The organism is Tolypothrix sp. PCC 7601 (genome assembly GCF_025677855.1).
In the GTDB taxonomy this organism is placed as follows: domain Bacteria; phylum Cyanobacteriota; class Cyanobacteriia; order Cyanobacteriales; family Nostocaceae; genus Aulosira; species Aulosira diplosiphon.
On the sequence record NZ_CP064879.1, the window covers coordinates 7401219 to 7414289 of the forward strand.

Here is a 13071-nt window from a genome sequence, read left to right on the forward strand (position 1 = left end):
GGAATTAGTTGATTTGCTTTAAACTATTATGATAATGATTATCATAATCTTTGTGAGCAAATGCAAGATACTCCACCATCAATACCTCAGACAATAGACCTAGCAATTATTGGTGCTGGCCCTCATGGCTTAACCCTAGCTACTCACTTGCTACAAAAGCGGCAAACTATGCGGAGTAGGTTTTTGGTGTTTGACCCCAGTGGCAGGTGGATGAGTAATTGGCAGCACCAATTTACAGCTTTAGAAATTCCTCATTTGCGTTCCCCCGCCGTTCATCATCCTGACCCCAATCCTTTTGCATTGCGGAAGTTTGCTGAATCTCGTTCTAGTGAGTTATTCGCACCCTATGATTTACCTGGAACTCAGCTATTTCAAGATTTTTGTCAGGATGTAATTACTCGCTTTTCATTGTCACAGCAAGTAGTTCCTGTAAACGTGATTCGCATTGAACCTCTGCGCCATTTAATTCGCCCGCGCTTGCGCCTGTGGTTGCAAGATGGACAATCGATTATGGCGCGGCGGGTAGTATTGGCAACGGGTAGCGCTAAACCAAACTTCCCGAACTGGGTAAATCAAATTGAGTCAGAGTATCCCCAAGATAGGTTGTGTCATTCCCAATCCGTAGATTTGCGGAAGTTGCATTTCATGGGGGAAAAAATCTTAATTATTGGTGGCGGTTTAACTAGTGGACATTTAGCAATAGGTGCGATTTCGCATGGTGCAAAAGTCCATTTAATGATGCGCCGACAATTGCAAGAAAAATTATTTGATGCAGAACCAGGTTGGTTAGGGCCCAAATATCTCAAAGGATTTTTTGCAGAACCGAATTATGAACAGCGCTTTACCATAATTAGACAAGCGCGTAATGGGGGTTCCATGACACCAGCAATGGGGATGCAACTGCGGCGGCAAGTGCGTAGTGCCAATCTCAAAATTGATGAAAACTGTGAAGTTGTAAAAGCTGAGTGGTTGGGTACGAATTGGTTAGTTAAATGTAGTGATGGTAGCCAGCATGAATACAACAGAATTTGGCTTTCTACTGGCACTCAATTTGATGCTACATCTGAGCCATTATTACAAGAAGTTTTGGCAGCTTATCCCACTCCTATAGTTAATGGTTTACCTGTGTTAGATGAATATTTACGTATTCCTGGTTCGGAATTATTTATTATGGGTGGGTTAGCGGCTTTACAAGTAGGCCCAACCGCCAGAAATTTGTCAGGTGCGAGAATGGCCAGTGACAAGATTGTTCCGGCAATTGTGAAGCGGAGTCTGGCGCTTTCCCATTTAAGAAGTGCTTGATTTTTTTAAAACTATAAAAACGATTATCATTCTGGTATGATACCGATAATTACTGTAGTGGCTGGGCCAGTGGGTTGTGGCAAAACTACTTGGATTGAGCAGCAGTTGAGATTAAAACAGCAAGAAAAAGTACTGTATTTTAGCCCTGGTACAGGTGCTGTTCCCATTGACCAAACGCGCCTAGGTGCTGAATTCCCATTTGTGAAAGTTTTTAGCGATAGTGAAAGAGTTGAGTTTTTAAACCAACTTACAGTAGCGGATGCGGTTTATTTAGAATTGGGATTTTATTTGGAATTAAGCGCAGTAGCCCAAATTTTGGATAACTTACAGTACCATGCGATCGCTATCTTACCCCCACACCTGCAAAATTCGGAATGGCACGATTGGGCGAATGAAATTATACCAGGTGTAAATATTCCAAATACTGTGTCACAACCTAGGCTATGGCGAGCTTCAAGCGCTGGTGAAGTGGTTGAGGAAAGTAGTTTAGCAGAATTTTGGTACGAATTAACACATAATGCTTATGGCGCAGTTACCCGTGCAAAAGGTATTTTTAATCTTGCTGATGGGCGTTATTTGTATACAGATTATGTTGCAGGTATTTCCAAAGATGATTTTAGGGAATTAAACTTACCCCGCTATTTAGAAGGAAGACCACAACGCTTTAGTGGTATAGAGGTTTTTGCAGAAAACTTAGATGAAGTGAATGTAGCGAAAACATTGCAAGATTGCTGTTTATCTGAAGCCGCTATTTTGCATTATCAAGAACAGACAAAACAATTGCTGGCAGAGGAAATAGAAGCGTGAAAATAGCAGTCATCTCATGTATTCATGGTAATTCTGAAGCTTTAAATGCTGTCTTATTAGATATTGATAAACACAAAGCTGACAAAATTTTTTGTCTAGGTGATTTAGTAGGATATGGCCCCTATCCGAATGAAGTTGTAGCTCAAATTCGTTCTTTAGAAATTCCCACTTGTGCTGGTTGTTGGGATGAAGATATTGTTGAAGGCTTAAATGCTTGTGAGTGCAGTTATCCCTCATTGTTAGCTGAAAAACGGGGACATTTAGCTCATGAGTGGACAAACAAAGAAATTCAGCCCGAAAACCGCGAATTTCTTGCCCAACTTCCCTACAGTTTACGTCAAGAAAAACTGGCTTTTGTGCATGGTAGCCCTCACAGTAATCACGAATATTTATTACCAGAAATAGATGCTTTTGTGGCTTTAGAAAGAGTACTATCTGTAAATGCAGATGTGCTATTTTGTGGTCATACTCATGTACCTTATATTCGGAATTTGGATGCAGGTAATTTAAAAGTTTGCATCAAAACTGAAGGTGTAAAAGCCCAAGAAAGGAGTTTTTATACATCTGTAAAACGAATTATTAATGTTGGTTCTGTGGGGGAACCACGACATGGGCGACCCAATGCAACTTATGTAATTTATGACACGGATACTCAAGAAGTAATGTTGCGAGAAGTTCCTTACGATTATCAAAAAACTTGCGCGGCGATTATTGAAAAAGGCTTACCTGCAATTTTTGCTTGGCGTTTAGCGCAGGGTTTGGAATTTGCGGAACGGGCGGATGATCCGACTCATGTTTGTACGAGGTAATGGGGAATGGGGAATGGGGAATGGGGAATGGGGAATGGGGAATGGGAGAGGGGGAATGGGGAATGGGTAATGGGTAATGGGTAATGGGTAAGTAACCACGCAAAATTAATTACAGTCATTACGAGCGCAGCGTAAAGCCTTCGGCATAGCTTCGCTTAACGCGTAGCGTCTCGAAGAGAAGCAATCTCAACCCTTGCGATTGCTTCATTCCGCTCCGCTCCATTCGCAATGACATTGTGTAATTAATTTTGTTTAACTACTTAATGGGGAATGGGTAATGGGTAATGGGTAATGGGGGAGGGTATCCAATACGGTTCGGATAAGTATTTTGCATCTCTCTCGTGATTTGGGAAAAGGGTAATGGGAAAAGGGTAAGGGTCAATTCAATCCTTTTCCCCTTTTCCCTTTCTCCCTTAACCGAACTGTATTGGGAGGGTATCAACAATTGGAAATCCAAAATCTAAAATTTAAAATCTAAAATTATATGAAATGGGCGATTTTGAGTGGTATTGAGGGTAATTTGGCGGCTTATGAGGCTGTGATGGCGGATATTAAGCGTCAAAGTCGGTTGATAGAGGCTTTGTATATTCTTGGTGATTTAGTTGGGCCGACATCAGAATCGGAAAAACTGGTGGAACGGGTACGCAAACCTCGGCGCGGTGAGTTAGAACCTATGGTTTGTAAGGGGTGGTGGGAGGAACAATGTTTGATTTTGCATGGTTTGGCTGGAACGGGAGAACCTACTGAGTTGATGGCTAAGTATGGCGGAGATACAGCGAAAATGCTTTGGGATAGTGTTTCTCGCCAAACAGTGCAATGGATTAGAAACCTTGATTTTGGTTTTTTTGAACTGGATTGTTTGCTAATTCACGGGACAACGGTATCTGTGGATGAGGAATTAACACCAGATAGTTCTCCAATTATGATGTGCGACCAATTGTCACGAATGCAAGCTCATAATTTATTTTGCGGTCGTTCTGGTTTAGCTTTTCAATATCAATTACAAGCAGGTTCCATTACTACAGGTGTTACTACCCTGGATAGTAGCGCTGCTTCGCAAACGGTTAACATTACCCCAAGTCAAGTTGTGGGTGTAGGTAATGTTGGACGCACCCCAGGAACAGCAATTTACACTCTTTACAACCCCAGCACAAATGATGTGGAGTTTAAAACTATTCGTTATGGGGTAAATAAAGGATTTAGCAAAAGTTTACGGTCTACTAAATTGGCATAATTTACAATTAATTTGCCATGACGTGCTTGTGAGAGTTCATAGTAATTTGGGAACTTTAATAATAGTGGCGTTTTCTGAACTCATGCATAATTCTTAAATTTTATCTAACCGAAGTCAGTCATATTTTAATTTTTCAGTTAGAGGTTAAGGATAGAGACTGAATCAGCGATCGCTTTTATTATACCATTTTGAAAAAAGAACGCGACAGATGGGTAAGGGCACGGCATCCACAATCTTTTGGTATCTCAAATATCTTACTGGTGCCGTGCCCCTACAAAGAATTTATCTGTCGCAAACATTATTTTAAGTGGTATTAGCTAACTGCAAATCTTGTAAATATTCCCACAAATTTTATGAGAACTCTACACTAATCACCATTGCTGAAGGCGGAATTTAAAAAAAAGATAGATGCTAAAAAATCAGCCAAACACCAAGAAATTCAGGAAACATTAGGAAATGGTTTTTTGGGTGGCTTAGGTTCATTTATGTTTGAATTCAATCAGGCAAAAAATAAATTTAAAGGTAATATTGGGGAATGGAGTGTTGCACTAATTTTGCAATCATTTCCCGATACATGGGTAATATTTAATAATGCTTTAATTCCTACGAATTTAGGCTCTCTAACAGAGATAGACCATTTAATTATCGGTGATCAGGGTGTCTTTTTAGTAGAAGTAAAAACTTGGAAAGGTTCATTTACTGCTTACAAAGACAAATGGAAACGACGGGAAGGTAATAACTGGGTAGAGGTATCTAATAGCCCGACTTCTCAAAGTATGTACCATCAAAAAATGTTTCAGCAATGGATTACTGCTTTAATTCCTAACCTTCCTGATGCATTTGTTTTCGCTCCCGTAGTTTTCCCCATTGCTAAATGGATCGGAATAAATAATTGTTCAGTTCCTGTATTCCAAGGTATTCCCGCATTGTTACAGATGATCGTTAGTTGTTCCAACTGTTTAACAGCAACACAAGTATAGGAATCCGATTTGATTATTGAAAAATCTAAGTATGTGTAGGGTGCGTTATCACGAAGTGTAACGCACCGTATTCTCAGCTTTGGTGCGTTGCGCTACGCGACAACACACCCTACGTCTAGTTCAGAAATCAAATATGAATCCTATAGAAGCAATTGCTCAAGCAGTTGCAGAATTAAAACTTGCGGAAAATACTACTCCAATTCCGGAACCGATTCCCAAGCCCAAACTTGTGAAACGCCAAAATCATCCCAATTGAATTTTAAACGGGAGTGCGCCAAAGCCCTGGAGTGAAGTTTATGTGATTTATAGGCTCAAAGGATGGCCATTTTTGTGGGAAAGTATTGAGGAGTGATGAAAACGATTATCATTATATTTTAGTGGTAATCATCTACAAATCCCATGTCAGCAGAAAATATTGCTCCTACTACCCCAGTTCAACGTCCGCGTCGTTTGCGTCGCACTGCAACTTTACGCCGTATGGTGCAAGAAACTACTCTTAGTGTCGATGACTTGATTTATCCAATGTTTGTGATGGAAGGAGAGGATCGGAAAATTGAAATCACTTCCATGCCTGGGTGTTATCGATATACTCTAGATTTGTTACTCAAAGAAATTGCCGAAGTATCTCAATTGGGGATAAATGCGATCGCTTTATTTCCTGTGATCCCAGAAATTAAAAAAGACGATATTGGTACTGAAAGCTACAACCCAGAAGGATTAGTACAGCGCACTATCAAGGCAATTAAACAAGCTGTGCCAGATATCTTAGTAATTACCGATGTAGCTCTTGACCCTTTTACTACACATGGTCATGATGGCATTGTCGATGAACATGGTGTAATTCTCAACGATCCCACAGTAGAAGTATTAGTGAAAATGGCGGTTTCCCAAGCTGAGGCTGGGTCTGACATGGTAGCTCCTTCCGATATGATGGATGGCAGAGTTGGGGCGATTCGCCAGGCTTTAGATGCAGCCGGATATATTGATGTGCGGATTTTGGCATATTCTGCAAAATATGCTTCCGCATATTACGGGCCATTTCGCGATGCATTAGATTCTGCGCCGAAGTTTGGGGATAAAAAAACTTACCAAATGGATGCAGCAAATGCACGGGAAGCGATTAAAGAAGTAGCACTAGATATTGCTGAAGGTGCAGATATAGTTATGGTTAAGCCGGCTTTGGCTTATTTAGATATTATTCGGCGCGTAAAAGATTATACGAACTTGCCTGTAGCAGCATATAACGTCAGTGGTGAGTACGCCATGATTAAAGCTGCGGCTGAAAATGGTTGGATTGATGAGAAAAAGGTGATTTTAGAGACTTTAACCAGTATGAAACGGGCTGGTGCTGATTTAATTTTGACTTATTTTGCCAAGGAAGTAGCGTTGATGTTGGCTTAGTAGCAGCTTTTAGAGAGGATTTTGGGCGTGTCTAGTTTAAAAGCAAAAATACAAGGAGACTTTGAGCAGCACTGGCGAGGGATGCTCTCAGATTATGTCACAGCGATCGCTTGGTCACCAAATGGTCAGATTCTCGCTGCTAGTTCGGCGCTGGGAGAGGTGACGATATGGCGTATTGGGGAAACCTTTGATGAAATCTCTCTACAACCGGGTAATGGCGAATCTGTAGACTGTTTAGCTTTTTCCTGGGATGGTCAATTTATCGCTGCATCTGGGCAAAATGGAGAGGTAAAAATTTGGCGTTTACAGTCACAACAGCCAGAAATCTTCAGGATTTTGCAAAATTACCATGTTTGGATTGACCGGATGGCGTGGAGTCCTACGAATAACCAACTAGCATTTAGTTTAGGTCGAGTAGTGCAAGTATGGAATGCAGAAATCGGTGAGGTTGAGGCAACGCTAAATTTTGATACTTCTTCTGTTCTCGATATTAATTGGCATCCTCATGGCGAAAGTTTAGCAGTTGCAGGTTATCAAGAAGTAAAAATCTGGATGGCGGAAAATTGGGATGATGAACCTTCTTTGTTACCTGTTGATTCCGCAAGTTTGATGATCTCTTGGTCGCCTGATGGTAAATATATCGCTTCTGGGAATATGGATCTTTCGATTTCTGTTTTGGAATGGGAGAATCCCAACCCTTGGATGATGCGGGGCTTTCCAGGTAAAATTCGCTATTTAACATGGTCGGATACAGTGACAAAATTTGGTGCGCCTCTATTGGCTGCTGCTAGTGCAGAAGGGGTAGTAGTGTGGGAAAAACAAAATGATGACTGGGAAGCGCAAGTTCTACCAACACATCAAGATACAGTGCGATCGCTCCAATTTCAACCCAAAACCCACCTTTTAGCTTCTGCATCTGAAGATGGTTGTGTATGTCTCTCCAATAGAGGAAAGCGGCTAACTCAAGTTCTTGATGGTGTAGCTAACGGATTCTCTTGTCTATCTTGGCATCCACAAGGACATTTATTAGCAGCTGGCGGTAACAATGGTGAATTAATTATCTGGTCAAAGGGTCAGCGTGGCCAGGGATTTGGGAAAAAGAAGTAAGAGTCAAGAGTATAAGTATTAAGTAGGGGAGGCACTGCCCACCTCTGTCAACTTAACGTGAAACCCGCTCTTGTGCAAGGTTTCGCCCTCACCCTGTGCCCCTCTCCCGCAGGGAGAGGGGAGTAAGAGATTTAGTTCCCCTTCTCCTGCGGGAGAAGGGGTTAGGGGATGAGGGCGCAAGGTATTTGTACAACGCCCTTTATCGCTTTTAGCTTAATTTGACACCAATGGGCAGTGCCATGCCCCTACAATCTGTTGCATTCTTGTTTCAAATTAGCTATTCACGCCAGGTTTTGGCACAACCAAACATTAAAATCTGTCTTTCCTATGCCCCATGCCCCATGCCCATTTTCAAGCTAGTATTATGAATAAATGTTGATAACAGCAAAATCAACCCTAGAAGCTTTTTGGTCAAAATTGACGTGACCAATCCTTGGGCCAGCGTTCAACTACGACTTTTGTTTGGGTGAAAAATTCTACGGCGTGATTGCTTTGACCATGTAAATCGCCAAAAAAGCTTTCTTTCCAACCACTAAAGGGGAAAAATGCCATTGGTGCAGCCACTCCAATATTAATGCCAATATTACCAACCTCGGCTTCGTAGCGAAACTTACGGGCGGCTGCACCACTGCTGGTAAATAAACAAGCCATATTTCCATATTGACCGCTATTGACGAAGGCGATCGCATCATCAATAGTATTGACATGAATTAAGCTCAATACTGGGCCAAAAATCTCTGTACGGGCGATTTCTCCTGCAGGGTTGACGTTTTGCAGAATTGTCGGGCGAATAAAGTTACCTTGTTCGTAACCAGAAATCTGCGGTTTGCGTCCATCAACTAAGAGATTTGCCCCTTCTTCTACACCCTGTTGAATTAATTGTTCGATGCGGGTTTTACTGCGAAGATCAATTACAGGCCCCATCTCTACACCTTGGTCTAAACCATTACCTACCATACGCTTTTTGGCAGTTTCGGCCATAGCTTCTGTAAATGAGTCACGCGCATCTGCAACGGTGACAGCAATGGAAGCCGCTAAACAACGTTGTCCCGCACAGCCAAAAGCACTATCAGCAGCGATGCGTGTAGTCATTTCGATGTCTGCGTCAGGTAAAACAATCAAGGGATTTTTTGCCCCACCTTGACATTGCACCCGTTTCCCATTGGCTGCACCGCGACTATATATATATTTAGCGACTGGTGTGGAACCCACAAAACTAATTGCCCGAATTTGGGGATGATCTAAAATGGCATCGACAGTTTCTTTCGCACCGTTGACGAGATTGAGTACACCTTTGGGTAAACCCGTTTTTTCTACTAATCCAAAGATTTTTTGCATTGTCAGCGGTACTTTTTCCGAAGGCTTGACAATGTAAGTATTGCCAGTTGCGATCGCATAGGGTAAAAACCAAAATGGAATCATCCCCGGAAAATTAAACGGACAAATCACCGCCGCCACTCCCAAGGGTTGACGAATCATCATCTCATCAATCCCTCTGGCAATATCTTCTAAATTCGTTCCCTGCATCATCATTGGGATACCACAGGCAACTTCGACATTTTCTATCGCCCGTCGCATTTCTCCTTGGGACTCTGCCAAAGTCTTACCGCATTCTAAGGTAATTGTGCGTGCCAAATCCTCAAAATTTTCTTCCAGCAAATTTTTAAGTTTAAATAAATACTGCACTCTTTCTGTGGCTGGTGTGCGTCGCCATGTAACAAAAGCTGCTGCGGCTGCTGCTACTGCTTGATTGACTTCAGATGCAGGCGATACAGGCACTAGAGCTAATATTTCTGCTGTTGCTGGGTTGATGACATCTAGATAATTTGTAGTCTTAGATGCACACCATTTTCCGTTGATGTAGTTAGGTAAGGTGGGGGTTGTAGTCACGTCGCTGCGCTCCGAATTCAAAATTCAAAATTCAAAATTCAAAATTAAAGAACTCCTCAGGATTGGGGACTGGGGACTGGGGACTAGGGATTGGGGATTGGGGATAAATTACTTCTGACTTTTGACACTTGACACTTGACTCTTAAATCAGAAGATATGTGTACCAGTTGCGTAAGTCCTGCATTATTTGATTTGGTATAAGTTAATAATTTCACAAATTATTGATGATGAATATACTATGGCAATAATCTGGCAAAAATTACACCTAACTGAATACAGATAATTCCTAATATGGCACTGCCTGCCCAATAGCCAGTTGCAATTAATAAATTACCACTACGGATTAAGCCGATAGTATCTAAGCCATAAGTAGAAAAAGTTGTATATGCTCCTAAAAATCCGGTTGCTACCATTAACTTGATTTCTGGAGAAATAATTTCCACTTTTTCTAGAGTTAATGTGGCGAAAAATCCCATAGCTAAACAACCACTCAGATTAATAAAAAAAGTGCCATAGGGAAAACTCATGCCAAAGCGATTAGCAAACCACAATGTTAGATAATATCGGCTTAAAGCACCTGCAATCGCACCTAAACTAATGGCAATAGGATTACGTAAATTAGGGTCTTGTAACATATTACAAAACTAAGCATTGAAATTGGCAAATATAGTTATTTATACACCAAAAGAAAGAATTAAATTCATACCATTAGTAGAAGTATTGAGTTTGGTAATTTTTTAATGTATGGCAAAAGCAGACGAAATACTGCAATTAGAATTATTCATTAACAGTAAAAGCATGACAACTACTACAAATTACCAATCTTTGATTGATATTTGCATCCAAAATTGTCTTGATTGTGTACGCGATTGCGAAAACTGTGCAGATGCTTGTTTACATAGCGATATGGTACAGATGATGGCTGAATGTATCCAGCTGTGCCAAGACTGCGCTGATACTTGTACGCTTTGTACTCGCTTGATGGCACGCAATTCGCCTCTCTATCCTCATCTGTGTAATTTATGTGCCGAAGCTTGCGATCGCTGTGGTAGAGAATGTGATAAACATCACCATGACCATTGCCGACGCTGTGCTGCATCTTGTCACCGTTGTGCTGATTCTTGCCGTCAATTAGCTAGTGCGAGTAAAATTTGAAAATTTCCTAATGAGGTTCTCAGCCTTCAAATTAAGGGCTAAGGGACTTCCAAATAAAAAAATATCCCAGTATTTATTGTGGGGTGGACATCTTGTCCGCCCAGTTGATGTGGCGGGCAAGATGCCCGCCCCACAAGATGGAATAATTTATTTCTTAGACATCCCTAAAGTCCTGACTAAGTATTTATTGAGTATGACGATACTTAATTCTTAATAAAGAAGTAATTTATAATACAGTTCATTTTTCCCAACAATTATATAGAAGCAAAGCTAATAGTATTTTTGCAACTTTAGTGGGAAAACCGTACTGAATTGGAGCGTAATTTCTACCTGTTAAATACCTATTTAGATGGTTAGAATCATAGTACGGCTTGAGTAATGCTGTTGTTTAAAAAATCAATTACAGCATTAATAGGAGAGCAAAAATATGGGAAATCAATTCAAAACTTTAGTATTGCTAGCTACTCTTAGTGGCTTATTGATTGCAATTAGTTACTGGGTAATTGGCGGCAGTACTGGTTTAATTATAGGTATTGGTTTAGCAGCAGTCACAAACCTATTTTCCTGGTATCAATCAGATAAAATTGCGTTGGCTGTATATCGCGCCCAACCTGTAAGTGAAGCAGAAGCACCAAAGCTTTATCGGATGGTGCAAAAGTTATCTAAGCGGGCAAATATTCCCATGCCAGGAGTTTATATTGTCCCTAGCCAAACTGCTAACGCTTTCGCTACAGGACGCGATCCAGAACATGCGGCTGTTGCTGTTACAGAAGGAATTTTGCAGATATTACCAGAGGATGAACTCGAAGGCGTAATTGCTCACGAACTCACCCACATTATTAATCGTGATACCCTAACACAAGCTGTTGCAGCCACAATCGCTGGTGCAATTTCATTCTTGGCGCAAATGGTAAGTTACAGCTTATGGTTTGGCGGTGGTTCACGAGATGATGATCGAGGTGGAAATCCTTTAGGTGTTTTATTAACAGTATTACTTGCACCTTTAGCTGCCACAATTATTCAGTTAGGTATCTCACGTACCAGAGAATTTTCTGCTGATGCTGGTGCTGGGAAACTAACAGGTAATCCTCGCGCTTTAGCTAGAGCCTTACAACGTTTAGAAGCTACAGCTAGACAGTTACCTTTAGATACTAATCCAGCTTTTGAACCATTATTAATTATCAATCCAATTTCTGGAAAGTTTCTCGGTAGCTTGTTCTCTAGTCATCCATCTACTGAGGATCGTGTTGAGCAATTGCTTAAATTAGAGCAACAATTGACAACTACAACTTATTAAGTTGAAGTCAAAAGTCACAGAGACGCGATTAATCGCGTCTGTACTCAAAAGTCAAATTATGAGTGGCTAATTACGAACAGGGTGCAATTCTTAATTGGATAAGAAAATTTGCAATTTAAGGATGTTTTAGCTATGACTGACAATAACTTTGAATCAACAGTAGTAGTAGAAATTAGTTCTCAAACTCACGAATTAGTAGAAACTGAAATGGCTGGCGAAACTGATGAAGTGAAGCGCGAAACGAAAGCGTTAATTGAAGCACTCAAAAGACGCGCCCAAACTGAAGCCGAGTCAGCCGGGACTCTTACCCGCGAAACTTATTTAAATGCTGTACGCCAAGCGCGGGAAGCCTTAGAAGGGGAAAAACTCATAGAACGCGATCGCATTGAACGTTCCTGGGCGGTAATGCAGGATGAAGCTGAAAAAAATTTGCACTTGCTAATTAAAGAGATTACAGGATTTGGCGATCGCGTGCAAAGTGCCGCTAAAGCTGCTTGGGAAGCCTTCAACGCCCCTCGTCCTCACAGTTAATCAGATATACAAACTCTGAGGAGAATTACTACCTAATCTAAACTTGAAGAAAGGTAGATTCACTAATAGTAATTAAAATAGAATAAATGAGTAAGGGCACAACAATGTTGTGCCCTTACAAATAGTTTATATAGCAATACAGTTCAGTTAAGCTCATTAGGGATTGATTTGTCACTTATTAAAGAAACCAGAAGAATTGGGGGATTCTCCCCCAAACCCCCGATTGGGTGACGGTTGCGTCCCCCAAACCCCCTCCAAAATTATTGTTCGGTTTTTTTGTTGAGTAACTAGTTTGTTAGTTTTGTTATCAATTAATTTTCTTAACTGAACTGTATTTGTTTATATAGAAGTCATATTTGATTTTTGAAGTTCACGTAGGAGTAGTAGGATGCGTTAGCGATAGAGTAACGCATAAGTAACTGAGATTTTTGCAAAAATCAAATCAAATCAGATTTTTATATCTTGTGCTGAAATACTCTCATCAATACTCCTATCAAAAAGAGAACTTAGGGAGCATCCCACTTTTTTCAATGTCATTGCGAACGCAACGAAGTGGAG

The 13071-nt window shown here is 40.9% G+C and carries 13 protein-coding genes; 11 read left to right on the forward strand and 2 right to left on the reverse strand.

What is annotated here, in order from left to right; genetic code table 11:
- Positions 1–60 precede the first annotated feature (60 nt).
- The 8 genes from HG267_RS30030 (at position 61) to HG267_RS30065 (ending at position 7640) form a co-directional block, all read left to right on the forward strand.
- Positions 61–1302 (forward strand): FAD-dependent oxidoreductase, encoded by a 1242-nt coding sequence (locus tag HG267_RS30030; RefSeq protein ID WP_045871307.1) that lies wholly within the window; start codon positions 61–63, stop codon positions 1300–1302.
- 36 nt (positions 1303–1338) lie between these two features.
- Entirely contained in the window at positions 1339–2109 is a 771-nt protein-coding gene (locus HG267_RS30035; RefSeq protein WP_045871308.1) for a GTPase G3E family protein, read from the forward strand.
- A complete protein-coding gene (locus HG267_RS30040) occupies positions 2106–2918 on the forward strand; it encodes a metallophosphoesterase family protein (protein WP_045871309.1) in 813 nt (270 codons plus the stop codon). Before HG267_RS30035 ends, HG267_RS30040 begins: the two co-directional genes overlap by 4 nt.
- A 484-nt stretch (positions 2919–3402) precedes the next feature.
- A complete protein-coding gene (locus HG267_RS30045; RefSeq protein ID WP_045871310.1) occupies positions 3403–4152 on the forward strand; it encodes a metallophosphatase in 750 nt (249 codons plus the stop codon).
- A gap of 377 nt (positions 4153–4529) precedes the next feature.
- A complete protein-coding gene (locus tag HG267_RS30050; protein ID WP_052335238.1) occupies positions 4530–5132 on the forward strand; it encodes a nuclease-related domain-containing protein in 603 nt (200 codons plus the stop codon).
- Positions 5133–5265: 133 nt separating this feature from the next.
- Positions 5266–5388, forward strand: coding sequence for a hypothetical protein (locus tag HG267_RS30055; protein ID WP_255325239.1), 123 nt, complete (start codon positions 5266–5268; stop codon positions 5386–5388).
- 143 nt (positions 5389–5531) lie between these two features.
- Positions 5532–6533: a porphobilinogen synthase gene (gene hemB, locus HG267_RS30060; RefSeq protein ID WP_045871311.1), complete on the forward strand. Its 1002-nt coding sequence runs from the start codon at positions 5532–5534 to the stop codon at positions 6531–6533.
- A gap of 27 nt (positions 6534–6560) precedes the next feature.
- Entirely contained in the window at positions 6561–7640 is a 1080-nt protein-coding gene (locus tag HG267_RS30065; protein WP_045871312.1) for a WD40 repeat domain-containing protein, read from the forward strand.
- A gap of 411 nt (positions 7641–8051) precedes the next feature.
- On the opposite strand, the gene HG267_RS30070 is transcribed toward HG267_RS30065, so the two are convergent.
- Positions 8052–9530, reverse strand: coding sequence for a CoA-acylating methylmalonate-semialdehyde dehydrogenase (locus tag HG267_RS30070; protein ID WP_045871313.1), 1479 nt, complete (start codon positions 9528–9530; stop codon positions 8052–8054).
- A gap of 236 nt (positions 9531–9766) precedes the next feature.
- Entirely contained in the window at positions 9767–10165 is a 399-nt protein-coding gene (gene crcB, locus HG267_RS30075; protein WP_045871314.1) for a fluoride efflux transporter CrcB, read from the reverse strand.
- A 109-nt stretch (positions 10166–10274) separates the two neighbouring features.
- On the opposite strand from crcB, the gene HG267_RS30080 reads away from it, so the two are divergent.
- The 3 genes from HG267_RS30080 (at position 10275) to HG267_RS30090 (ending at position 12513) form a co-directional block, all read left to right on the forward strand.
- Positions 10275–10685, forward strand: coding sequence for a four-helix bundle copper-binding protein (locus HG267_RS30080; RefSeq protein ID WP_228045759.1), 411 nt, complete (start codon positions 10275–10277; stop codon positions 10683–10685).
- Positions 10686–11112: 427 nt separating this feature from the next.
- Positions 11113–11982: a zinc metalloprotease HtpX gene (locus HG267_RS30085; protein WP_045871316.1), complete on the forward strand. Its 870-nt coding sequence runs from the start codon at positions 11113–11115 to the stop codon at positions 11980–11982.
- Positions 11983–12114: 132 nt separating this feature from the next.
- On the forward strand, positions 12115–12513 hold the full coding sequence (locus tag HG267_RS30090; protein ID WP_045871317.1) for a hypothetical protein: 399 nt from the start codon (positions 12115–12117) through the stop codon (positions 12511–12513).
- The last annotated feature ends 558 nt before the right edge of the window (positions 12514–13071 follow it).

Coding starts and splice junctions, on each gene's coding strand:
- HG267_RS30090 (WP_045871317.1), top strand. CDS start 12,115: ATGACTGACAATAACTTTGAATCAACAGTAGTAGTAGAAATTAGTTCT.
- HG267_RS30030 (WP_045871307.1), top strand. CDS start 61: ATGCAAGATACTCCACCATCAATACCTCAGACAATAGACCTAGCAATT.
- HG267_RS30055 (WP_255325239.1), top strand. CDS start 5,266: ATGAATCCTATAGAAGCAATTGCTCAAGCAGTTGCAGAATTAAAACTT.
- crcB (WP_045871314.1), bottom strand. CDS start 10,165: ATGTTACAAGACCCTAATTTACGTAATCCTATTGCCATTAGTTTAGGT.
- HG267_RS30080 (WP_228045759.1), top strand. CDS start 10,275: ATGGCAAAAGCAGACGAAATACTGCAATTAGAATTATTCATTAACAGT.
- hemB (WP_045871311.1), top strand. CDS start 5,532: ATGTCAGCAGAAAATATTGCTCCTACTACCCCAGTTCAACGTCCGCGT.
- HG267_RS30085 (WP_045871316.1), top strand. CDS start 11,113: ATGGGAAATCAATTCAAAACTTTAGTATTGCTAGCTACTCTTAGTGGC.
- HG267_RS30035 (WP_045871308.1), top strand. CDS start 1,339: ATGATACCGATAATTACTGTAGTGGCTGGGCCAGTGGGTTGTGGCAAA.
- HG267_RS30045 (WP_045871310.1), top strand. CDS start 3,403: ATGAAATGGGCGATTTTGAGTGGTATTGAGGGTAATTTGGCGGCTTAT.